Below are 22726 nucleotides of genomic sequence, written 5' to 3' on the forward strand. Positions count from 1 at the left end.
TTGCGATGTACGACGAAACCCTGCCCACCGTGGAACAGCTGGAGGTGGATGAACTGGTCTGCTGGCGAGTACATACCCGTCACGCGGAAATGCTTATGACCCAGCAAGGCGCACAGATCCTCAGCTACCAGCCACATGGCGAGGAACCGGTGATCTGGCTGAGCGGCCAGGCGGGCTATCAGAAGGGCAAGGCGGTGCGCGGCGGCGTACCGGTGTGCTGGCCCTGGTTCGGCGACCTGCGACGCAACCCGGCCGACATCCAGCGCATGCACGAGGGTGGCCCCATCAGCCCGGCCCACGGCCTGGTGCGCGAGCGCGACTGGACGTTGCTCGGCATCGACAGCGAAGGCCCGGCAGTGCGCCTGGAATTCACCGTGGATACCGCTGGCGAACCCCTGCCCAGTTGGCCCCACCCCGCCGAGTTGAAGCTGTCGATCCTGCTGGACCAAGGCCTGCAGATGACGCTCTCCACCCGTAACAGCGGCGACACCCCACTGGCCATCAGCCAGGCGCTGCACAGCTACTTTGCCGTCAGCGACATCCGCGAGGTGCAAGTGGAAGGCCTGGATCGCTGCCCCTACATCGAGACCCTGGAAGAATGGCAGCGCCGCAAGCAGCAGGGAAATATCGCCTTCTCCGGCGAAACCGACCGCATCTACCTGGATACGCCCAGTAGCATGAGCATCATCGACCGTGCCTGGAATCGTCGTATCCAGCTCGACGTGGAAGGCTCCACCTCGGCAGTGGTGTGGAACCCATGGATCGACAAGTCCAAGCGCCTGTCGCAGTTCGCCGAAGACGCCTGGCAAGGAATGCTCTGCATCGAGACCGCGCGGGTGATGGATGATCTACTGGTCATCAGGCCCGGCGAAACACACCAGATGGTGCTCAACGTCAGCAGCAAGCCGCTCTGATCCGCCACCTTGGCGAATTTGCAGGATGGGTGGAGCCCGCGAAACCCATCCTGCGAACATACCCTCGCCGAACTACAAGTCCCCCTCTTCCACCAATCGCACCTGCCCGGCGTCCAAGGCATAGGCGGCATCGGCCAGGTCATTGCTGACGTTCTCGACCTTCAACGTGCCGTCGACCCAGATGGGCGCGTAGATGTCGTCCAGCTGGATGCCCTTGGGGTAACGCACCAGCACGATCTGGTTCGGCGGTGGCGGCGGGACATGAATACAGGCGCCGGGGTAAGGCACCAGGAAGAATAGGGTGCTGCGGCCCTTGGCATCGCTTTCCAGGGGCACCGGATAACCGCCGATATGGATTGTCTTGCCATTCAGCGCGGCAACCGTCTTGGCGGAATACATCACCGCTGGCAGGTTCTTGTCCTGCTGCTTGAGGCCGCCCCTCTGCCCAAAAGTCCCATCGGCCTCGGGGCTGTCGTGGCTGATGTCAGGCATTTCCTCCAGTGCCTTGCGGTCCTCCGGCGGCATCAGTTCCAGCCAGTCGGTTTCGGGAAGCTCGGCACGGGCAAAGGTGCAGCAGAACAGCAGCAGGAGGCAGGCAAGACGGCGCATGAGAGGACTCTTTAACGCATGGGGCGGGAACAATCAGGCGCTAAGACTAACTGCGCGGGAAGGCGGTTCCCAGCCCCACCGAATGCAGCACTAGCTCTTTCGCACCAGGCCATAGATCACCAGCAGCACCACAGCGCCAACCACCGCGCCGATGAAGCCCGCGACCTGTCCGGCCTGGTAAATGCCCGCGGCCTGACCGCCATAGGTGGCGAGCAGCGAACCGCCAACACCGATCAGGATCGTCATGATCCAGCCCATGCTGTCGTCGCCGGGTTTGATGAAGCGTGCGATCAGGCCAACGATCAGCCCGATGAAGATGGTGCCAATGATCCCCATAACATGCCCTCCGAAGGTAGTTGAGGCATGCCTGAGCCTAGATGGGCGGCGGCTATCACGCCATCGACCGCCCCATTGCGGGGCGGCCGTGGGTGCATCAGGCCGGGTCGATCAGCGCTTCGACCGCCGCGATCTGGCGGTCGAGCGTGGCGCGATCAGCGCAGCGCAGGGTGGCATGACCCACTTTGCGGCCAGCCTTGAAGGCCTTGCCGTAGTGGTGCAGGTGGCAGTCAGCGATGGAAATCACCTTATCCACAGCCGGCACTTCACCGATGAAGTTGAGCATTGCGCTCTCGCCCAGCTTGGCAGTCGAACCCAGCGGCAGGCCGGCGACGGCACGCAGGTGGTTCTCGAACTGGCTGCACTCGGCGCCTTCGATGGTCCAGTGGCCGGAGTTGTGAACGCGCGGGGCGATCTCGTTGGCCTTCAGGCCGCCATCCACCTCGAAGAACTCGAAGGCCAGCACGCCGACGTAGTCCAGCTTGGTCAGCACGCGGCCGACATAATCCTCGGCCAGGGCTTGCAGCGGGTGGTCGGTGCTGGCGATTGAGAGGCGCAGGATGCCGTTCTCATGGGTGTTGTGCACCAGCGGGTAGAAGCGGGTTTCGCCATCGCGAGCACGCACTGCCACCAGGGACACTTCGCCGGTGAAGGGCACGAAGCCTTCCAGGATGCAGGGCACGCTACCCAGTTCAGCGAACGCACCAACCACGTCTTCCGGCTTGCGCAGGACCTTCTGGCCCTTGCCGTCGTAACCCAGGGTGCGGGTCTTGAGCACCGCCGGCAGGCCGATGCTGGCAGCTGCGGAGTCGAGGTCGGCCTGGGACTGGATATCGGCGAATTCCGGGGTGGGGATGCCGAGGTCCTTGAACATCGACTTCTCGAACCAGCGGTCGCGGGCGATACGCAGGGCATCCGCGCTTGGGTAGACCGGCACGAACTGCGAGAGGAAAGCCACGGTCTCGGCCGGTACGCTCTCGAACTCGAAGGTCACCAGATCCACTTCATCGGCCAGTTGGCGCAGGTGGTCCTGGTCGCCGTAGTCGGCGCGGATGTGCTCGCCAAGCGCCTGGGCGCAGGCATCCGGGGCCGGGTCGAGGAAGGCGAAGTTCATGCCCAGCGGAGTGCCCGCCAGGGCCATCATGCGACCCAACTGGCCGCCACCGATTACGCCGATCTTCATGGGTCAGGCCTCGCGCGGGTCTGGATTGTCCAGGACCATGTCGGTCTGCTCGCGGCGGAAGTCCTTCAGCGCAACGTGGTACTTCGGATACTTGCCGCCAAGGATGCTTGCTGCCAGCAGCGCCGCGTTGATCGCACCGGCCTTGCCGATGGCCAGGGTGGCGACCGGAATGCCGGCGGGCATCTGCACGATGGACAGCAGGGAATCGACGCCCGAGAGCATGGACGACTGCACCGGTACGCCCAGCACCGGCAGGTGGGTCTTGGCGGCACACATGCCCGGCAGGTGGGCAGCACCGCCGGCACCGGCGATGATCACCTCGATGCCACGGCCTTCGGCTTCCTCGGCGTACTGGAACAGCAGGTCCGGGGTGCGGTGGGCGGACACCACCTTCACCTCATAGGGAATGCCCAGCTTTTCCAGCATGTCGGTGGTGTGGCTGAGGGTGCTCCAATCGGACTTGGAGCCCATGATCACGCCTACCAGTGCGCTCATCGTCGTGCCTCATCAAAGTGCGCCGGTTGGCGCGACCAAAAACAACAAGCCACGCAATGGCGTGGCTTGTCTGCAATGTGGGCCGTGCTGCGGGGTGCGCTGCCGGCCGAAGGCCGCGCAGTATAACGCAAAGCCACGCCTGGCGTGCACTTGCCCTTACCGCTCGTCCAGAGCCGTCGCCAGGCGGCGTGGGCGCAGCTAAACCTTGCTCCAGCGCAATGCTCGCGAGAGATGGCGGCGCAGAATCGCAACTCTTTTCCAAGGAGGTGCATGCCATGAACCAGACCATGAAAGCTGCGGTTGTCCATGCCTTTGGCGAGCCGCTACGGATCGAGCAAGTAAAGGTTCCCCTGCCCGGCCCCGGGCAGATTCTGGTGAAGATCGAAGCCTCGGGCGTCTGCCACACCGACCTGCATGCCGCCGAGGGCGACTGGCCCGTGAAACCCAGCCTGCCGTTCATCCCTGGCCACGAAGGCGTCGGTTTTGTTGCGGCGGTGGGGGCCGGAGTCACCCGCATCAAAGAAGGTGACCGCGTTGGCGTGCCCTGGCTCTATACCGCCTGCGGCTGCTGCGAGCACTGCCTGACCGGTTGGGAAACCCTCTGCGAGAGCCAGCAGAACACCGGCTATTCGGTAAATGGCGGCTACGCCGAATATGTGCTGGCTGACCCAAACTTCGTCGGAATACTGCCGAAAAACGTCGAATTCGCGGAGATAGCGCCGATTCTTTGCGCCGGCGTCACCGTCTACAAGGGGCTTAAGGTGACTGGTGCGCGGCCCGGCCAGTGGGTAGCGATTTCCGGCATCGGCGGCCTTGGCCATGTCGCCGTGCAGTACGCCCGCGCCATGGGGCTGCACGTCGCCGCCGTGGATGTGGATGACACCAAGCTGGAACTCGCGCGCAAGCTCGGCGCCAGCCTGACCATCAACGCACGCGACGAGAATCCTGCCGAGGTGATCCAGCGGGATATTGGTGGCGCCCACGGCGTTCTGGTCACCGCCGTCTCCAATAGCGCCTTCGGCCAGGCCATCGGCATGGCGCGACGCCACGGTACCGTGGCCCTGGTGGGCCTGCCGCCGGGTGACTTCCCCACTCCAATCTTCGATGTAGTGCTGAAGGCCATCAGCATCACCGGCTCCATCGTCGGCACCCGCGCCGACCTGCAGGAAGCCCTGGACTTCGCTGGCGAAGGCCTGGTCAAAGCCACCATCCACAAGGACAAGCTGGACAACATCAACGGCATCTTCGAGCAGATGCGCGCTGGCAAGATCGAAGGGCGGATCGTCGTCGAGGTCTAGGCGATCGAGACTGAAGGAGCCAGCTTGCTGGCGAATGCGCCGGCAGGGCTCGCGAGCAAGCTCGCTCCTACCCCTCGCCCCCAACGCCGCCTTCCAGCTTGCGCCAGAGCAAGCGGATCGCTGCCTTGCGCACCAGGGCGCAGCGGTACAAGCGGATTTCCAGCGGCACATGCCACTGGCTGCCACCACAGATCACCAGGTCACCACGGGCCAGCTCGGCCTGGGCGCTGAAGCGAGGCACCCAGGCCACGCCCAACCCCTGTAGCGCCATGCTCTTCAAGCTGTCGGCCATGGCCGTTTCGTACACCGTGGTCGCGCGCAAGGCGCGTTGACGCAGGAGAATGTTCACGGAGCGTCCGAGGAAGGCGCCGGCGCTATAGGCCAGCAGCGGCACACTCTGGCCGCTGTCCAGCTCGAAGAGCGGCTTGCCATCGGGCCCTGCCGCACACACCGGGAGCATCTCGGTACGCCCCAGATTCATGGACGGGAAGATTTCCGGGTCCATCTGCAGGGCGGCATCCGGATCGTAGAAAGCCAGGATCAAGTCGCAGCCCCCCTCGCGCAGCGAATGCACAGCTTCACCGACGTTGGTGGCGATCAGCCGGCTGGCGATGTTCAGTCCGTCGGCCCGCAACCGCGCGATCCACTGCGGGAAGAAGCCCAGCGCCAGCGAGTGCGCGGCGGCGAACTGCAGCACCTCGCCCTGCTGGCCTTCCAGGTGGTGCAGATGGCGGACCACGTCACCCAGCTGCTCCACCATGCTGCGCGCGGTGACCAGGAACAGCTGGCCCGACTCGGTCAGCTCGATGGGCGTGCGTGAGCGGTTGACCAGCGTCAGCCCCAGCGCCGCCTCCAGGCTACGGATGCGTCGGCTGAAGGCCGGCTGGGTGACGAAACGCCGCTCCGCGGCCTGGGAAAAGCTGCGGGTGTTGGCCAGGGCAACGAAGTCTTCCAGCCATTTGGTTTCCAGGTTCATCGTCAGATTCCGAGATGCTCGATTTTGGTGCACACGCTCGCGGCCGAACCCGCGTCACTCGTACATTATGCCGATTGTGCATGACCCAGCGAATAACAGCATTGGCCGACAAACGGCCAGAGGCCTAGATTATTGGGCATCGCGGCGCTAGCCGTGTTCCCCCAGAGATGAATGACATCATGTCCTCCGCTGCATCCTTCCGCATCGAAAAAGACCTGCTCGGCACCCTCGAAGTTTCCTCCGAGGCCTATTACGGCATCCAGACCCTGCGCGCGGTTCACAACTTCCGGCTGTCCGGCGTACCGCTGTCGCACTACCCGAAGCTGGTCGTAGCCCTGGCAATGGTCAAGCAGGCCGCCGCCGATGCGAACAAGCAGCTCGGTCACCTCAGCGCCGACAAGCACGCTGCGATCAGCGAAGCCTGCGCTCGCCTGATCCGCGGTGACTTCCACGACCAGTTCGTGGTGGACATGATCCAGGGTGGCGCCGGTACCTCCACCAACATGAACGCCAACGAAGTGATCGCCAACATCGCCCTCGAGGCCATGGGCAAGCAGAAGGGTGAGTACAAGTACCTGCACCCGAACAACGACGTGAACATGGCGCAGTCGACCAACGACGCCTACCCGACCGCCATCCGTCTCGGCCTGCTGCTGGGCCACGATGCCCTGCTGGCCAGCCTCGACAGCCTGATCCAGGCATTCGCCGCCAAAGGCGTGGAGTTCGCCGACGTACTGAAAATGGGCCGGACCCAGCTGCAGGACGCCGTACCCATGACCCTCGGCCAAGAGTTCAAGGCCTTCGCCACCACCCTGGGCGAAGACCTCGACCGCCTGCGCCGCCTGGCGCCGGAATTGCTGACCGAAGTGAACCTGGGCGGTACTGCAATCGGCACCGGCATCAACGCTGACCCCGGCTACCAACACCTGGCCGTTGAGCGCCTCGCCGCCATCAGCGGCCAGCCGCTGAAACCGGCCGCCGACCTGATCGAAGCGACCTCCGACATGGGCGCCTTCGTGCTGTTCTCCGGCATGCTCAAGCGCACCGCGGTCAAGCTGTCGAAGATCTGCAACGACCTGCGCCTGCTCTCCAGTGGCCCGCGTACCGGCATCAACGAGATCAACCTGCCGCCGCGCCAGCCGGGCAGCTCGATCATGCCGGGCAAGGTCAACCCGGTTATCCCGGAAGCCGTCAACCAGGTGGCCTTCGAAGTCATCGGCAACGACCTGGCCCTGACCCTGGCAGCCGAAGGCGGCCAGCTGCAGCTGAACGTCATGGAGCCGCTGATCGCCTACAAGATCTTCGACTCGATCCGCCTGCTGCAACGTGCCATGGACATGCTGCGCGAGCACTGCATCGTCGGCATCACCGCCAACGTCGAGCACTGCCGCCGCCTGATGGAAAACTCCATCGGCCTGATCACCGCACTGAACCCGTACATCGGTTACGAGAACGCCACCCGCATCGCCAAGGAAGCCCTGGAAAGTGGCCGCGGCGTGCTGGAACTGGTGCGTGAGGAGAAGCTGCTGGACGAGTCCATGCTGGCCGACATCCTCCGCCCGGAAAACATGATCGCCCCGCGCCTCGTGCCGCTGAAGGCCTGATCAGGCAAACGAACTCACCAGGAGGGGCCCTGCCCCTTCATCCTTCGAGGATGGCGCCAGCCATCCTTTTTTTTGCCTGTGGAAAAGTGCCGCCGCGCCCCTATCCCGAACCAGCTTGTAGGGTGGATATCGCTTTTCAAGTCCACCAGCGGCGTCGAGTCGGGCCACGATGGTGAACCGGCGTGCATCCGGGCTACAGACCGTAGGAGCGAGCTCTGCTCGCGAATGGGCCTGGTGGAACGCTTCGCGAGCAAGCTCGCTCCTACAGTCGCCAGGCCTTGCGCAGCATGCGTATCGCTTCGGCGATCTGCGCCTCCGGCACGGCGGCGAAGCCCAGCACCAGCCCGGCGCGGTTATCCACAGGCTCGGTACTGTTCTCCAGCCAGTATTCGCTGAGCCCATTCAGCTCCACACCGGCGGCACGGGCACGGTCCACCAGCTCTCGTTCCCGAGCCAGGCTGTCCGCCCGCACGCACAGGTGCAAGCCAGCATCCACCGGCGGCATCGGCGAGCACCCCGGAATGGTTTCCGGCCAATCCCGCAACAGGGCATCGCGACGGGCACGGGCGGCCAATCTCATGCGCCGTACATGGCGCTGGAAATGGCCCGCAGCGATGAACTCCGCCATCACCGCCTGGGTGCCGATTTCCGAGTGGCGCATGTCCAGCGCGCGACGCCGGGCGAAGGATTCGGCCAGGGCCGGCGGTAACAGCAGGTATCCCAGGCGCAGCGCGGGGAAGGTGATCTTGCAGAAGGTACCGACGTAGATCACCCGCCCCTGCCGGTCCAGTGCTGCCAGGGGCGCCAGTGGCGTTCCGCTGTAGCGGTATTCGCCGTCGTAGTCGTCCTCGACTATCCAGCCATCACGGCGTTCGGCCCATTCCAGCAGTTCCAGGCGCCGCGCCAGCGACAGCGTCACGCCCGTGGGGTACTGGTGCGAGGGCGTGACATAGACCAGCCGGCAGTTATCCACCGCTGCCAGTGCGGCACTGTCCAGACCGTCTTTATCCACAGGCACACCGCACAGCTCGGCGCCCGCCACGGCGAAGGCATGGCCAGCGGCGCGATAGCCAGGGTTCTCGATAGCCACGCGATCACCCGGCTGCACCAGCAACTGGGCGCAGAGGCTGATGGCCTGCTGGGCGCCACAGGTGATCACCACCTGCGCCGGGTCGCAGGACAGCCCGCGACTGCTGCGCAGGTAGGCGGCAATCAGCTCGCGCAGGTTCCAGTCTCCCGCCGGGTCGCCGTATCCCAGGCGTGCCGGCGAAGGCTTGCGCCAGAAGCGCGCCTGCAAGCGCGCCCAGGTCTCGAAGGGAAACAGGTCGAAGGCCGGCACGCCGATGCGGAAGGCCCGGGGCGCACCCGTTACCGGCGGCGGCAGATGGTGGTTGTGCAGAAGCTCCAGAGCCGGACCAGGTGCCGGCCCCTTGGGAACTGGCGGCAGTTCCGGCCGCGCTGTGGATAAGTCCGCTACGTAGGTTCCATCGCCCACGCGCCCTTCCACATAGCCCTCCGCGTAGAGCTGGTCGAAGGCACGGGTCACGGTGTTACGCGAAATGCCCAGCAGCGCGGCAAGATCGCGCGTCGCCGGCAGACGCGTGCGGCTGCCCAGACGGCCATCGAGAATCCGCTCGCGCAGGGCCTGGTAGAGCTGGCGCGACAACCCCTGGGCCGGGTCCAGGCGGATGCCGGAGAGGTCGACGGGCAACGGTGGTGTGGCAGGCATATCCGGCCTCGATTGGCTCTATCGAACTGGCAGTAAATGGCTCTTACAACAGACCAATATCCTGCCTAGCATGAAGACATTCCGCCAGGAGAAGCCTTCATGTACGTCCCCTCTTCCTTTCGCCAGGATGACCTCGCCCAGCTTCACGCACAGATGCAAGCCACTGGCCTCGCCGTGCTCACCAGCTCGGGCAGCAAAGGCCTGATGGCCAGCCACCTGCCGCTGCTATTGGAACCGGATGAAGGCGAGTTCGGCACCCTCTACGGCCACTTCGCCCGCGCCAACCCGCACTGGCGCGACCTCGCCGAAGGCGCCGAGACACTGGTGGTATTTTCCGGCCCGGACGCCTACGTCACCCCCAACTGGTACCCGGCCAAGGCCGAGCACGGCAAGGTCGTGCCCACCTGGAACTACATCGCCGTGCATGCCTGGGGCCAGGCGGAAGTCTTCGACGACTCCGAGCGCCTGCTGCAACTGGTCAGCCGCCTCAGCGACCGCCATGAATCCGGCCGTCCGCAACCCTGGGCGGTGAACGATGCACCGCGCGAGTACCTCGACAGCATGCTCCGCGCCATTGTCGGCTTCGCTCTGCCAATCCGCCGCCTGGAAGGCAAATGGAAGCTCGGCCAGAACCGCTCGACCGCCGACCAGGCCGGTGTTCGCGAGGGACTGACTGTCTCGTCCAACCCGCGCGACCACGAACTGGCAGCGCGCATGACCCTTGTCGACTGACCCCACAGGAAGGAATCCAATGTCCCCCGCACCGCTTGATATCCGTCCGCTCAGCGCCGCCGACCATGCCGCCTGGCTGCCGCTCTGGCAGGGCTACCAGCGTTTCTACAAGACCGAAATCCCCGCCGAGACCACCGCCGTCACCTGGCAGCGCTTCCTCGACCCGGCCGAACCCATGCACGCCGCCTTGGCCTGGCAGGACGGCAAAGCCGTGGGCCTGGTGCATTTCATCTACCACCGCAGCTGCTGGACCGTCGGTGACTATTGCTACCTGCAGGACCTGTACGTAGCCGAAGGCCTGCGTGGCGGCGGCATCGGCCGCCAGTTGATCGAACACGTCTATGCACAGGCACGCACCACTGGCGTTTCGCGAGTGCACTGGCTGACCCACGAGACCAACACCGACGCCATGCAGCTCTACGACCGCATCGCCGACCGTTCCGGCTTCGTCCAGTACCGCAAGATCCTCTGACCGGAGAGCACCATGAGCACCCAGGACCTGAGCCACTGGCAACCCCGTCCCGTTCCCGCCCAAACGCCGCTGCCCGGCCGTTTCGTCCGCCTGGAGGCGCTGGACGTCTCGCGCCACGGCGATGATCTCTGGCAGGCCCTGCAAGGCCCCGATCCGGCGCTCTGGGATTACCTGCCCTACGGCCCCTTCGCCAGCCGCGAGCCCTTCGATGCCTGGCTGGCGGGCAATGCCGAGAGCCGCGACCCGCTCTTCTACACGGTGATAGACCTCGCCAGCGGCCGCGCGCTCGGCATCTTCAGCTACCTGCGCATCGCCCCGAAGGACGGGGCCATCGAGATTGGCCACATCGCCTTCGGCAAGGCCATGCAACGCACGCCGGGCTCCACCGAAGCGGTCTGGCTGCTGGCCCGGCATGCCTTCGACGACCTTGGCTACCGTCGCCTGGAATGGAAGTGCAACGCCAGCAACGCCCGCTCCATGCGTGCCGCAGAGCGCCTGGGCTTCAGCTACGAAGGGCTGTTCCGTCAGCACATGATCGTCAAGGGCCAGAACCGCGACACCGCCTGGTTCTCCATCATCGACGGCGAATGGCCGACGTGCCGCGAGGCCTTCGAGCGCTGGCTGTCTGTGGATAACTTCGACGGAGAGGGACGGCAGCGCCAATCCCTGGAAGGGCTCAGGAGTTGAACCGTTCCAAGGGTGGATGGCGCTCTACCATCTACCCGCGCAGTCCAGCCGAACCCCGCTGGTGGACCGGTGGAGCGGGGTCCACCCTACAAACGCGGCTCCAATGTGCAGGGCGCACCCTACCTCTATCTCACTCGATCTCGAATAACCCGTTCTTCAACGGCGCCACGTCCAGGCGCTGTCGTACGTCGTCGTCGATGCGCGGGTCGTCGGGGCGGTAGAGCTTCACCTGGCGGTAGGCGGCGACGCGATTGATCTCCTGGCCCAGGTATTCCCATACCACGCGGGTGCAGGCGGGATTGCGCCGGTCACCGCTGGAGACGCCGGTTTTAAGTCCGTTGAGGCGAGTGATTCGGCTCTTGTAGCTGGGGATGAGGATGGTCTGGCTCATCTCGTTCAAGGTGAGCGACTCGTAATCCATCAGGAACAGCCGGTCCTGCAACTGGAAAGCCGCTCCCCGGTAGCAGCATCGCACCCAGTCTTCCGCCTGGACTTCGGTGCTGCTGGAACGCTCCTGGCGTTCCTGGCGCTCGAAGAGGAAGTTGCCGTCGTCTTCCCACAGGCGCACCAGAGAAAGCAGGACAGTGCCAGGCACCGACATGCAGTTGGAGTACTCGAAGTAGAAGCCGCAATAACGCGACAGGTTGCCCGACTGCTCGCGTAACGGGGCGAACAGTTCCATCAACGGATCGGAGCGCCCTGCCCCCTCCTGGCCAACCGGGCGAGTACCCAGCAAACGGGAGAACTGCTCCGGCGGCAGCCCTAGTTCGTAATCCTCGACACCGAAGAAATCGCAGATGCGCTTGAGGTTGTAGGCGGTCGGCCGGCTCTGGCCACTCAGGTACTTGTTGAACTGGGCGCGATTGATACCCAGCTTGCGGCAAACCTCCGCGATAGAGCGGTAGTGGCTGCACAGAAGTTTCAAATTGTTGCCGAGATACTCTGCCATGCTACCGCCCGAGTGGATGCGAGTGGCGCGATTATAGCGTCAACTCGCGCCAATTAGGTGCAACCTGCGAAATTGCCCCGTGCCTTTCCTTGCACAAACATGCGCAACCCTCCCAGCAAAGCGGCTCTCCCGTCCCGGCCGCTGCGCTGATTGCCAACAACAACAACTGGATCAGGTGAATCGCCATGCTCGATTTCCTCAATGACCTCCTCTGGAGCAAATTGCTGATCGTAGTCCTTGTCGGACTCGGTCTTTTCTTCTCCATCAGCTCCCGTTTTGTCCAGTTCCGTTACTTCAGCGACATGTTCCGCATCTTCGGCCAGGCGCTGCAGCGCAAGGAAGGCCAACTGAGCGGCTTCCAGGCCCTGATGCTGTCAGTTGCAGGCCGCGTGGGCGCAGGCAACATCGCCGGTGTCGCGGTCGCCATCATGCTCGGCGGTCCAGGCGCGGTGTTCTGGATGTGGGTCGTGGCGCTGCTCGGCATGGCGACCAGCTACTTCGAGTGCTCCCTGGCCCAGCTCTACAAGCGTCGCGAAGCCGATGGCACCTACCGTGGCGGCCCGGCCTTCTACATCCTGCATGGCCTCGGCCAGCGCTGGCTGGCGGTGATCTTCTCGATCCTGCTGCTGGTGACCTTCGGCTTCGGTTTCAACGCCGTGCAATCCTTCACCGTGGCCACCTCGCTGCATGACACCTTCGGTCTGCCGACCTGGATCAGCGGAGTCGCCCTGGTGGGTGTTATCGGCCTGATCGTGTTCGGTGGCATCAAGCGCATCGCCGCGATGGCTGACGTCCTCGTGCCGATCATGGCGGGTACCTACATCCTGATGGCGTTGGTGGTAATCGGCATGAACTTCACCGAAGTGCCGGCGACCCTGGCCCTGATCGTCAAGAGTGCCTTTGGCCTGGAGCCTGCCTTTGCCGGCGGCGTGGGCGCAGCCATCCTGATGGGTGTGAAGCGCGGCCTGTTCTCCAACGAAGCGGGCCTGGGCAGCGCGCCCAACGTAGCCGCCGTAGCCGAGGTCAAACACCCGGCTGCCCAGGGCATCGTGCAGTCCCTCAGCGTATTCATCGACACCCTGCTGGTGTGCACCAGCACCGCACTGATCATCCTGCTCTCCGGCGTGTACCAGCCGGGCAGCGAGATGGCTGGCGTCGTGCTGACGCAGACCGCCCTGGCGGCGGAAGTCGGCGAATGGGGCCGCATCTTCGTGAGCGTGGCGCTGCTGCTCTTCGTGTTCACCACCCTGGTGTACAACTACTACCTGGGTGAGAACGCGCTGAGCTTCTTCAGCACCAAGCGCATCCTGCTCCAGGCCTACCGCGTGCTGGTTATGGCCCTGGTGCTGTGGGGTTCCATGCAGGACCTGTCCACCGTGTTCGGCTTCGCCGACGTGACCATGGGTCTGCTGGCCCTGGTGAACCTGGTGGCCATCGCGCTTCTGTTCAAGATCGGCATGCGCCTGATGCACGACTACGACGCCCAGATTAAGGCCGGCGTGGAAGAGCCAGTGTTCGACGCCAGCAAGTTCACCGACCTGGACATCGACCACGACGCCTGGAACAAAAAGGCGGAAACCTCCATTGCCGAAGCGGCAGGCAAACTGGCTCAGAGCCATCGCTGATTCGCTGTACCAGCAAGACCTGGTGCCGCTCCTCCGCTGACGCGGGGAGCGGCACTGTCGTATCTGCACCTTTGCTTTTCCGAGTTATCCACACCCATGAATGCTGTGAAGAACCTCTTCGTGCTCTACACCGGCGGCACCATCGGCATGCTGCAGACTCCCGAAGGCCTCGCTCCGGCCAGTGGATTCGAGGCACGCATGCGCGAGCAGCTGGACGGCCAGGGATTGGCACTGGACTGGAGCTTCCAGGAACTGCTGCCGCTGATCGACAGCGCCAACATGCGCCAGGCCAACTGGCTGGCCATGCGTGAGGCCATCGTCGACGCGGTGGAGCGCGGCCACGACGGCGTGCTCCTTCTGCACGGCACCGACACCCTGGCCTACAGCGCGGCGGCCCTCGGCTTCCTGCTTCTTGGCTTGCCCGTCCCCGTGGTGCTGACCGGCGCCATGTTGCCGGCTGGCAGCGAGGGCAGCGATGCCTGGCCCAACCTGCTGGGGGCCATCCACGCACTCCAGGCCGGAGTCGCGCCTGGTGTGCAACTCTTTTTCAATGGCGAGCTGCTGCATGGCGCCCGCGCCAGCAAGCTGCGCTCGGAAGCTTTCGACGCGTTCACCGTGTTTCCGCGAACCCGCATGGGTGAACGTGCCGACGTCATTCCCGCCGGCCTCGACTTCCGCGTCTCGCGCCAGCCGGTGAACCTCGCGGTACTCCCGCTGTTCCCCGGTCTTGCGGCCAGTCACGTGGAAGCGCTGCTTTCCAGTGGTGTGCAGGGATTGGTGCTGGAGTGCTATGGCAGTGGCACCGGCCCGGCAGACGACAAGGCGCTGCTCGATACGTTGCACGCCGCCCACCAGCGCGGCGTGGTGCTCGTCGCCTCCAGCCAGTGCCCGGCTGGGCACGTGCAAGCGGGTGTATATGCTGCCGGCAGCCAACTGCTGGCCACCGGCCTGGTACCCGCAGGCGGTATGACCCGCGAGGCGGCCCTGGGCAAATTGTTCGCCCTGCTCGGTGCCGGCTTGCACCAGGCCGAGGTGGAGCAGTGGTTCGCGGTGGACCTCTGTGGGGAAATGGTGGACTGAACACTCACCATAAGCATCGTTGGGGGCAGCGGAGCTGCCCTTGACGAATGAATTCGCCCCTTGGCAGGACGACAGTCGAGATACAAGGGTGGATGGCGCTTGTCCGGCGCTCGCAGTGGCGCCGCAATCAGGCCGATGTCGAGCAGCAGCGAAGCAACGGCACCGCGCTGGCCACCCGGTCCGGATCGGGCATGCATGAGAGGGCTGCCGCGACGGCTTACATCCGCACCGGATGGCCGAGGCGATAGCCCTGGAACAGCTTGAACGGGAGCCCCTTGGCGACCTCGTGCTGCCAGCCGGTCTCGATCTTTTCCGCCACCAGGTCCACCTGATAGCGATGAATGAAGTCGTACAGCCTTTCGCCCAGCACGGCGTAGCGGCTGGACAGAAAATCCCCATCCTCATGCTGCGGAACACCCAGTTCCGCAAGGTCGAGCTTCACGACATCGCACAGGCCCAGGTCGAGTTCCCAGTGGGCCGGGCGGCCGAGGTCGTAGTCGTCTAGCGCCACCAGCACGCCTTCCTCCTTCAGGCGCATCAGGCCCTTCATGTAGGACCTGAAGCTGTCGAAGCAAACCGTTGGGCGCTCCGTGACTTCGACCACCAGCAGGGCACCGGAGCAGCGCAAGTCGGCAGCGCTTTCGATGAGATCTTCGACCAGTTCCGATTCCGCCAGACTTCGCTTCTCGACATTGACGAAGTGCCGAACCGGTAGGCTGCCGGCCTGGGTGTCGTGCAGATAGCGGGTATAGCTGCGATTGAGCATGCAGCGGATGCGTACCCCCTGGAGCAGCTCGCGCGTGAGCCGCTGCAGGTCGTCCTGCGGCAGCCTGGCGATGGCATCTTCGGTGCTTTTGATGAAGGAGTCGAAGGCAAAACGGGCGAGGCTTTCAAAACCGACGACCCGGTCTTGTCGGTCCTTGATCGGTTGCAGCCTGACTTCGCCCATGCGGGCTGCGGTCAAGGGTCGGGCGGGGAACGTGGTGCCGCCCTGGCGATTGGAAGGAAGGGACATGGGGCGGGTACCCGCAGCTCGAAAAGAGCCGGCAGGCTAGGCGCCCGGTTCCCGTTGATGGAAATCAGAAATCTTCATTTCGGGCCAGCGCCCTGGACGGATAAGGGCTACCGGCCCCGAGGGGCCGGGCTTCCTGCGGACTCAGGCCACTTCACCGCGGATGTACTGCTCCAGATGCAGGATCAGGTCGTCCTGCTCGGCCATGGCTTCTTTCACCAGGTCGCCGATGGACAGCAGGCCGACCAACTCACCGTCTTCCACTACCGGGAGGTGGCGCATGTGCTGCTCGGTCATCAGCGACATGCATTCACGAATGCTCTGCTTCGAAGTCACCGTCAGCACCGGCTCGGTCATGAACTCACGCACCACGGTCGCCACGGACGAGCGCCCCTGCAGCACGCCTTTGCGCGCGTAGTCGCGCTCGCTGACGATACCGACCAGGTGTCCGCCCTCGGTCACCGGCAAAGCGCCGATGTTCAGTTCGGCCATCATTCGCAACGCCTCGAGCATCGGCGCTGCGACATCAATGGTGTGGACGTTCTGCCGCGGCTTGGCGCGGAGCATCTGTGCGACGGTCTTCATCTGTATTCCCTCCGGTAGCGTTGGCTGGAAGGCCAGAATGCGCGCGGTCGTGACCGCGGCGCCAAGAAGAGATTTGCATGGTAGCTATTGAAAATTTCATTGATGGGCAGAAGCGGGTTGCCAGGTGCCGATGGGAGCGAGTTCAGTCGCCCTGCAGGCTCAGCAAGGCAGTCCCTCGGAGCGCCATGGAGATTGAAATCGCTCTACGGAACGATCGTCTGCCCGTTTCCCAGGCACAAAAAAAGGGAGCCTTGCGGCTCCCTACGGGGACTATCGCCGGAGCAATCAGGCGATTTCGATCAGGACTTCGCCCGGGTTCACGCGGTCGCCCTTGGCCACATGGACTGCCTTGACGGCACCGTCGATGGGCGACTGGACTTCGGTTTCCATCTTCATGGCCTCGGTGATCAGCACGGCCTGACCGGCTTTCACCTGGTCGCCTTCCTTCACCAGCACATCGACGATGTTGCCCGGCATGGTGGTGCTGACATCGCCCGGTGCGCTGGCGCTCTTGCGCTTGCTGCCGGAGCCTGCGACGAACTCGTTGAGCGGCTCGAATACCACTTCTTCCGGCATGCCGTCGATGGACAGGTAGAAGTGGCGCTTGCCGTCGCTCTTCACGCCGACACCGGTGATGTCGATGCGGTAGCTCTCGCCATGCACGTCCACCACGAACTCGGTCGGAGTGCCTTCGCCGCCGACCGGGGCCGCACCCTTGCCGTTGGGCATGGGCAGCAGTTCTTCCGGCTTCAGGGTGCCGGCGGCACGCTCTTCGAGGAACTTGCGGCCGATGTCCGGGAACATGGCGAAGGTCAGCACGTCCTCTTCGCACTTGGCGAGGCTGCCGATGTCTTCGCGCAGCTTGTTCAGCTCCGGCTTGAGCAGGTCCGCCGGACGCACGTCGATGACTTCTTCGTTGCCGATGGCCTGGCGACGCAGTTGCTCGTTGATCTGGCCAGGCGCCTTGCCGTAGCGGCCTTGCAGGTAGAGCTTCACCTCGTTGGTGATGGTCTTGTAGCGCTCACCGGCCAGCACGTTGAAGAACGCCTGGGTACCGACGATCTGCGAGGTCGGGGTGACCAGGGGCGGGAAGCCGAGGTCTTCGCGAACACGCGGGATTTCCGCCAGCACTTCCGGCATGCGGTTCAGGGCGCCCTGTTCCTTCAACTGGTTGGCCAGGTTGGAGATCATGCCGCCCGGAACCTGGTTGACCTGCACGCGGGTATCCACGCCGGTGAATTCGCTTTCGAACTGGTGGTACTTCTTGCGCACGGCGTGGAAGTACATGCCGATTTCCTGGATCAGTTCCAGGTCCAGGCCGGTGTCGAAAGGCGTGTCGCGCAGAGCGGCGACCATCGACTCGGTACCCGGGTGGCTGGTGCCCCAGGCCATGCTGGAGATCGCGGTGTCGATGCGGTCAGCACCGTTTTCCACGGCCTTGAGCTGGCACATGCTGGCCACGCCGGCGGTGTCGTGGGAGTGCACGACCACATCCAGCGGTAGCGCCTCTTTCAGCGCCTTCACCAACTCGCCGGTGGCGTACGGGGTCAGCAGGCCCGCCATGTCCTTGATGGCGATGGAGTCCACGCCCATGTCGGCCATGGCTTTGCCTTGGGCAACGAAGGCGTCGATGGTGTGTACCGGACTGGTGGTGTAGGCGATGGTGCCCTGGGCGTGCTTGCCGGCAGCCTTCACGGCTTCGATGGAGACGCGCAGGTTACGCACATCGTTCATCGCGTCGAAGATGCGGAACACATCGATGCCATTGACCGCGGCCTTGGCGACGAAGGCGCGTACCACGTCGTCGCTGTAGTGGCGGTAGCCCAGCAGGTTCTGGCCGCGCAGGAGCATTTGCAGTCGGGTGTTGGGCAGGGCGGCCTTGAGCTTGCGCAGACGCTCCCATGGGTCTTCCTTGAGGAAGCGCACGCAGGCGTCGAAGGTGGCGCCGCCCCAGACTTCCAGCGACCAGTAGCCGACCTTGTCGAGCTTGTCGCAGATCGGAAGCATGTCTTCGGTGCGCATGCGGGTGGCCAGCAGGGACTGGTGCGCATCGCGCAGGATGGTATCGGTGATCGAAATCTTCTTGCTCATGTTCTGAATCCTTCCCCTACAGGCCGGCGTGGGCGGCGATGGCGGTGGCGATGGCGATGGCCAGGTGCGACGGGTTGCGCTTGATCGAGTACTGGGTCAGCTCCGGATGGCTCTCGACGAAACTGGTGTTGAACTCGGCGCTGCGGAACTCGGGATTGCGCAGGATTTCCTGGTAGTACGGCGCGGTGGTCCGCACACCCTGCACGCGCATGTCATCGAGGGCGCGCAGGCCGCGGTCCAGGGCTTCTTCCCAGGTCAGTGCCCAGACGATCAGCTTCAGGCACATGGAGTCGTAGTACGGCGGAATGGTGTAGCCGGTGTAGATCGCGGTGTCGGTACGCACACCGGGACCGCCGGGAGCGTAGTAACGGGTGATCTTGCCGAAGGACGGCAGGAAGTTGTTCTTCGGGTCCTCGGCGTTGATACGGAACTGCAGGGCGAAGCCACGATGGATGATGTCGTCCTGCTTGACCGACAGTTCCAGCCCGGAGGCGACGCGGATCTGCTCGCGGACGATGTCGATACCGGTGATTTCCTCGGTGATGGTGTGTTCCACCTGCACGCGGGTGTTCATCTCCATGAAGTACACCTCGCCCTCGGCGAGCAGGAACTCCACGGTACCGGCGTTCTCGTAGCCCACGGCCTTGGCCGCACGCACTGCGAGGTCGCCGATGTAGGCACGCTGCTCGGGAGTGAGCTGCGGGCTCGGGGCGATTTCGATGAGCTTCTGGTTGCGACGCTGGATCGAGCAGTCGCGCTCGAACAGGTGCACGGTGTTGCCGAAGGAGTCGGCGAGGATCTGCGCTTCGATGTGCTTGGGATTGACGATGCACTTCTCGAGGAAGACTTCCGCCGAACCGAAGGCCTTGGTGGCTTCGGAAATCACCCGCGGGTAGGCCTGTTCCAGTTCCTCGCGGCTGTTGCAGCGACGAATGCCGCGACCGCCACCACCGGAGGTGGCCTTCAGCATCACCGGGTAGCCAATGCGCTCGGCTTCACGCAGCGCTTCGGCGAGGTCGGCGACGTTGCCTTCGGTGCCGGGGGTGACCGGCACGCCAGCCTTGATCATGCTGCGGCGGGCTTCGGTCTTGTCACCCATGCGACGGATCACTTCGGCGCTCGGGCCGATGAACTTGATCCCGCGCTCGGCGCAGATGTCCGCCAGCTCGGCGTTTTCAGAGAGGAAACCGTAGCCCGGGTGCAGGGCGTCGCAGCCGGTCTCGACCGCCAGGTTCACCAGTTTGCGCGGGTTCAGGTACCCGGCCAGCGGGTCGTCACCAATGCTGTGGGCTTCGTCGGCACGCTTCACGTGCAGGGCGTGCCGGTCGGCATCAGAGTAGATGGCCACCGAGCGGATGCCCATCTCGGCGCAAGCGCGCACGATGCGGACGGCAATCTCACCGCGGTTGGCGATCAGGATTTTCTTGATCACGAGTTGTCCCTCGACCAAGTGAACAGGCGAACGGCTGGGCCGGTCGTTGGATGACCGCAGGTCGTGTAGCGGTCGCGTCATTACCCTACGCCGCAGATGGGAATAACCCCAATCAATAATTATTGGGGTATCCATTAGGTTGAGCTTATAGTCAGCAACCCTGCCCACCCCTCGAGGCCAAAATCGATGCGCAAGACCCTGCTGCGTATGACGCTGCGCCAGCTCCAGGTATTCCGTGCGGTGTTCGAAAGCCGCTCCTACAGCCGGGCGGCCGAGGAGATGGCGCTGACCCAGCCGGCCGTCAGCCTGCAGATCCGCCAGCTCGAGGAGTTGGTGGGCCAGCCGCTGTTCGAGTACGTCGGCAAGAAGCTCTACGTGACCGATGCTGCAGAGGCGTTGATGCGCGCCAGCAGCGATATCTTCCAGCGCCTGGCCAGTCTCGACATGCAGCTGTCGGACCTGCAGGGCTCACTGCAGGGCCAGCTCAACCTGGCAGTGGAATCGAGCGCCAAGTACTTCGCGCCGCACCTGTTCGCGGCCTTCCGCGAGCAGCATCCGGACGTCAGCCTGCACCTGGTGGTGACCAATCGCGCGCAGGTGATCAAACGTCTCTCGGACAACCGTGACGACCTGGTGATCATGTCCCTGGTGCCCCAGGACATGGCCCTGGAGTTCCTCCCCTTCCTGAACAACCCGATAGTCGCGGTGGCGCCGCCCAGCCACCCGCTGTCCAACGTCGCGAAACTGACCCTGAAGGACCTGGAGCCCTACACGCTGCTGGTCCGCGAGGCCGGCTCGGGCACCCGCAAGGCCTGCGAGGAGTACTTCCAGCAGAAGCGCGCGCACTTCGCGCAGACCATGGAAGTGGCCTCGCTGGATGCGCAGAAGGAATGCGTGGTGGCCGATCTTGGCATCGCCCTGATCCCGCGCCATGCGGTGAGCCTGGAGCTGGCGACCGGGTTGCTGCGGGAGCTGCCAGTGGAGGAACTGCCACTGTATCGCAGCTGGTGCGCAGTGCATGCCAAGGGCAAGCGGCTATCGCCGGTCGCCCAGGCGTTTCTGGCCTTTATCCGCGAAGAACGCGCACAGATCAGCGCACTTTCGCACCGCTTTTCCGGCGCACTGCCTTTGACGACAACAGGTAATTAGCGGCGATCAGTTCGGGGTAGGGGTAGTCCGAACACTCCATCTGCAGGCGACGCTGTTCGGCGCGGTCTTCAATCGCGCGGCGATACTGCATACGCCGCTGGTCCTCCAGTTTGCGCCGGGTCTTGCTGTCCAGATGGGCTGAATCATCGTGAAAGCGTTGCATGGCATCTCTCCCTGGGTGGGTTAGGAAGCAGGCTGACAGGCGCAGGATCGTCCGCGCCTGTGACGCTTTCACGAAGGCTCGGTGAATCTGTGGTGAAACGAAGGTTTCAGGCTATCGGCGCGATAGCTGGACAGACCGTCACCGCGCGACTTTGCTCAGCAATTACGGGGCGACGCCGCTGGAGGACGCCATGAGCAATGCCGTCGAATTCTTCCAACGCTTTCCGATCCAACGGGTGCGCGCCAGCATTCTCGATGACGTACTGGCCAGCGAACGCCAACGACTGGTGCTGCTCTACCTGTGGCAGGACGACTGCCCTCTCTGCGACGTGGCCAAGCACGACTTGCTGCGCATCCAGGAGCGCTGCCAGTGGCCCCAGGTGCGCTGGTTGCATGACGAAGTGGACGAAGACCCGGCGCTGGCACTGCGCTTCGGGTTGCACGGGGTGCCCACGTTCATAGCCCTCTACCACGGTCGACCGTTGGGGCGGATTACCAGTTGGCCAGGCAGTGGGCCATTCATCGAGGCGATAGAGCGGTTGCTGGTGAGGCAGGGGCTGGCCTGATCGTCTGCGCGCCGGAAGCCGACGTCTCGCTCGATCAGGCGCCGACTCAGTCCTCGGCGCTCTTCACCGACTTGGGTGAGAGGCGCAGGCTGCGCAGACTGCGCTTCACGCTCTTGAGGTGGTTGACCAGGGTCGGACCACGGGCCATGGCGACGCCCATGGCCAACACGTCGATCACCACCAGGTGGGCGATGCGCGAGGTCAGCGGGGTGTAGATCTCGGTGTCTTCCTGCACGTCGATGGCGAGGTTTACCGTGGCCAGGTCGGCCAGCGGGGTCTGGCTCGGGCACAGGGTGATGAGGGTGGCGCCGGCTTCACGCACCAGGTTGGCGGTGATCAGCAGGTCCTTGGAACGGCCCGACTGGGAAATGCAGATGGCCACATCCGAAGGCTTCAGGGTGACCGCCGACATCGCCTGCATGTGCGGGTCGGAATAGGCCGCCGCGGTCAGCAGCAGGCGGAAGAACTTGTGTTGGGCGTCGGCCGCCACCGCGCCGGATGCGCCGAAACCGTAGAACTCCACGCGCTGGGCCTGGGCACAGGCGCCAATGGCACGCTGCAGCGCTTCCGGGTCGAGCTTCTCACGGACTTCTATCAGGGTGTGCAGGGTGGTGTCGAAGATCTTCAGGCTGAAGTCCGCGACCGAGTCGTCCTCGTGGATCGCGAACTGGCCGAAGCTGGCACCGGCGGCCAGGCTCTGCGCCAGTTTCAGCTTGAGGTCCTGGAAGCCACCGCAACCGATGGCGCGGCAGAAGCGCACGATGGTTGGCTCACTGACCCCGACGCCCTGGGCCAGGTCGGCCATGGAGCTGTGCATGACCGCAGCGGGATCGAGCAGGACGTGGTCGGCGACTTTCAGTTCCGACTTGCGTAGCAGATGACGCGACTGGGCGATATGTTGCAGCAGGTTCACAGGGCAGGCTCTGTCTGGAATGGGGGTTTCGCCGCTTTCTTCAGTCATGCAACGACGCGCGACTCGGTTATGATCGGCGGAATCAGGCTGTAGTGGCCTTGTAGTTATACTACATGAACCGCTTTTC

At 64.2% G+C, this 22726-nt stretch carries 23 protein-coding genes; 10 read left to right on the forward strand and 13 right to left on the reverse strand.

Annotation, left to right across the window (positions count from 1 at the left end):
• Positions 1-5 precede the first annotated feature (5 nt).
• Positions 6-914, forward strand: coding sequence for a D-hexose-6-phosphate mutarotase (locus SA496_RS25555; RefSeq protein ID WP_330114671.1), 909 nt, complete (start codon positions 6-8; stop codon positions 912-914).
• A gap of 72 nt (positions 915-986) precedes the next feature.
• Here SA496_RS25555 and SA496_RS25560 read toward each other — a convergent pair whose 3' ends face one another.
• The 4 genes from SA496_RS25560 to purE form a co-directional block, all read right to left on the reverse strand.
• Entirely contained in the window at positions 987-1523 is a 537-nt protein-coding gene (locus tag SA496_RS25560; protein WP_120653898.1) for a DUF3299 domain-containing protein, read from the reverse strand.
• Between the two features lie 90 nt (positions 1524-1613).
• Positions 1614-1859 (reverse strand): GlsB/YeaQ/YmgE family stress response membrane protein, encoded by a 246-nt coding sequence (locus tag SA496_RS25565; RefSeq protein ID WP_120653897.1) that lies wholly within the window; start codon positions 1857-1859, stop codon positions 1614-1616.
• Positions 1860-1956: 97 nt separating this feature from the next.
• A complete protein-coding gene (locus SA496_RS25570) occupies positions 1957-3042 on the reverse strand; it encodes a 5-(carboxyamino)imidazole ribonucleotide synthase (protein ID WP_120653896.1) in 1086 nt (361 codons plus the stop codon).
• 3 nt (positions 3043-3045) lie between these two features.
• Positions 3046-3537 (reverse strand): 5-(carboxyamino)imidazole ribonucleotide mutase, encoded by a 492-nt coding sequence (purE, locus tag SA496_RS25575; RefSeq protein WP_077524410.1) that lies wholly within the window; start codon positions 3535-3537, stop codon positions 3046-3048.
• Between the two features lie 275 nt (positions 3538-3812).
• Here purE and adhP point away from each other — a divergent pair, with 275 nt between their 5' ends.
• Positions 3813-4835 carry an alcohol dehydrogenase AdhP gene (adhP, locus tag SA496_RS25580; RefSeq protein WP_120653895.1) on the forward strand — a complete coding sequence of 341 codons (1023 nt, stop codon included), beginning with the start codon at positions 3813-3815 and terminating at the stop codon, positions 4833-4835.
• Between the two features lie 67 nt (positions 4836-4902).
• Here adhP and SA496_RS25585 read toward each other — a convergent pair whose 3' ends face one another.
• Positions 4903-5811 (reverse strand): LysR substrate-binding domain-containing protein, encoded by a 909-nt coding sequence (locus tag SA496_RS25585; RefSeq protein ID WP_120653894.1) that lies wholly within the window; start codon positions 5809-5811, stop codon positions 4903-4905.
• A 179-nt stretch (positions 5812-5990) separates the two neighbouring features.
• On the opposite strand from SA496_RS25585, the gene SA496_RS25590 reads away from it, so the two are divergent.
• A complete protein-coding gene (locus tag SA496_RS25590) occupies positions 5991-7415 on the forward strand; it encodes an aspartate ammonia-lyase (RefSeq protein ID WP_120653893.1) in 1425 nt (474 codons plus the stop codon).
• 262 nt (positions 7416-7677) lie between these two features.
• Here the strand turns inward: SA496_RS25590 and pdxR are convergent, their stop codons facing one another.
• Positions 7678-9144: a MocR-like pyridoxine biosynthesis transcription factor PdxR gene (gene pdxR, locus SA496_RS25595; protein ID WP_330114672.1), complete on the reverse strand. Its 1467-nt coding sequence runs from the start codon at positions 9142-9144 to the stop codon at positions 7678-7680.
• 99 nt (positions 9145-9243) lie between these two features.
• On the opposite strand from pdxR, the gene SA496_RS25600 reads away from it, so the two are divergent.
• From SA496_RS25600 to SA496_RS25610, 3 genes are read left to right on the forward strand one after another with little or no spacing between them, the layout of a single operon-like run.
• On the forward strand, positions 9244-9876 hold the full coding sequence (locus SA496_RS25600) for an FMN-binding negative transcriptional regulator (RefSeq protein WP_120653891.1): 633 nt from the start codon (positions 9244-9246) through the stop codon (positions 9874-9876).
• A 19-nt stretch (positions 9877-9895) separates the two neighbouring features.
• Entirely contained in the window at positions 9896-10348 is a 453-nt protein-coding gene (locus SA496_RS25605; protein ID WP_330114673.1) for a GNAT family N-acetyltransferase, read from the forward strand.
• A 12-nt stretch (positions 10349-10360) separates the two neighbouring features.
• A complete protein-coding gene (locus SA496_RS25610; protein ID WP_330114674.1) occupies positions 10361-11035 on the forward strand; it encodes a GNAT family N-acetyltransferase in 675 nt (224 codons plus the stop codon).
• A gap of 130 nt (positions 11036-11165) precedes the next feature.
• Here the strand turns inward: SA496_RS25610 and SA496_RS25615 are convergent, their stop codons facing one another.
• The gene (locus SA496_RS25615; RefSeq protein ID WP_120653888.1) at positions 11166-11984 is read right to left on the reverse strand and encodes a helix-turn-helix domain-containing protein; all 819 of its coding nucleotides are present in this window, start codon (positions 11982-11984) and stop codon (positions 11166-11168) included.
• A gap of 185 nt (positions 11985-12169) precedes the next feature.
• Between SA496_RS25615 and SA496_RS25620 the strand changes: the two genes are divergently transcribed.
• Together SA496_RS25620 and SA496_RS25625 are read left to right on the forward strand one after the other, a co-directional pair.
• Complete coding sequence (locus SA496_RS25620; protein WP_120653887.1) at positions 12170-13609, forward strand: alanine/glycine:cation symporter family protein; 1440 nt, start codon at positions 12170-12172, stop codon at positions 13607-13609.
• A gap of 96 nt (positions 13610-13705) precedes the next feature.
• On the forward strand, positions 13706-14689 hold the full coding sequence (locus SA496_RS25625; protein ID WP_330114675.1) for an asparaginase: 984 nt from the start codon (positions 13706-13708) through the stop codon (positions 14687-14689).
• Positions 14690-14906: 217 nt separating this feature from the next.
• Here SA496_RS25625 and SA496_RS25630 read toward each other — a convergent pair whose 3' ends face one another.
• From SA496_RS25630 to SA496_RS25645, 4 genes are all read right to left on the reverse strand, one after another.
• A complete protein-coding gene (locus tag SA496_RS25630; protein WP_120653885.1) occupies positions 14907-15704 on the reverse strand; it encodes an EAL domain-containing protein in 798 nt (265 codons plus the stop codon).
• A 141-nt stretch (positions 15705-15845) separates the two neighbouring features.
• Positions 15846-16286 carry a CBS domain-containing protein gene (locus SA496_RS25635; protein WP_120653884.1) on the reverse strand — a complete coding sequence of 147 codons (441 nt, stop codon included), beginning with the start codon at positions 16284-16286 and terminating at the stop codon, positions 15846-15848.
• A gap of 285 nt (positions 16287-16571) precedes the next feature.
• A complete protein-coding gene (oadA, locus tag SA496_RS25640; RefSeq protein WP_120653883.1) occupies positions 16572-18377 on the reverse strand; it encodes a sodium-extruding oxaloacetate decarboxylase subunit alpha in 1806 nt (601 codons plus the stop codon).
• 16 nt (positions 18378-18393) lie between these two features.
• On the reverse strand, positions 18394-19809 hold the full coding sequence (locus tag SA496_RS25645) for an acetyl-CoA carboxylase biotin carboxylase subunit (RefSeq protein ID WP_120653882.1): 1416 nt from the start codon (positions 19807-19809) through the stop codon (positions 18394-18396).
• A gap of 201 nt (positions 19810-20010) precedes the next feature.
• On the opposite strand from SA496_RS25645, the gene SA496_RS25650 reads away from it, so the two are divergent.
• The gene (locus SA496_RS25650) at positions 20011-20958 is read left to right on the forward strand and encodes a LysR family transcriptional regulator (RefSeq protein ID WP_162945907.1); all 948 of its coding nucleotides are present in this window, start codon (positions 20011-20013) and stop codon (positions 20956-20958) included.
• Here SA496_RS25650 and SA496_RS25655 read toward each other — a convergent pair.
• The gene (locus SA496_RS25655; protein WP_330114676.1) at positions 20900-21121 is read right to left on the reverse strand and encodes a PA3496 family putative envelope integrity protein; all 222 of its coding nucleotides are present in this window, start codon (positions 21119-21121) and stop codon (positions 20900-20902) included. The two genes, SA496_RS25650 and SA496_RS25655, sit on opposite strands and share 59 nt — an antisense overlap.
• A 190-nt stretch (positions 21122-21311) precedes the next feature.
• Between SA496_RS25655 and SA496_RS25660 the strand changes: the two genes are divergently transcribed.
• Positions 21312-21686 (forward strand): thioredoxin family protein, encoded by a 375-nt coding sequence (locus tag SA496_RS25660; RefSeq protein WP_120653879.1) that lies wholly within the window; start codon positions 21312-21314, stop codon positions 21684-21686.
• Between the two features lie 46 nt (positions 21687-21732).
• Here SA496_RS25660 and hexR read toward each other — a convergent pair whose 3' ends face one another.
• Positions 21733-22599, reverse strand: coding sequence for a transcriptional regulator HexR (gene hexR, locus SA496_RS25665; protein WP_120653878.1), 867 nt, complete (start codon positions 22597-22599; stop codon positions 21733-21735).
• Between the last annotated feature and the right edge of the window lie 127 nt (positions 22600-22726).

The organism is Pseudomonas sp. JS3066, assembly GCF_036328175.1.
Classification (GTDB): domain Bacteria; phylum Pseudomonadota; class Gammaproteobacteria; order Pseudomonadales; family Pseudomonadaceae; genus Metapseudomonas.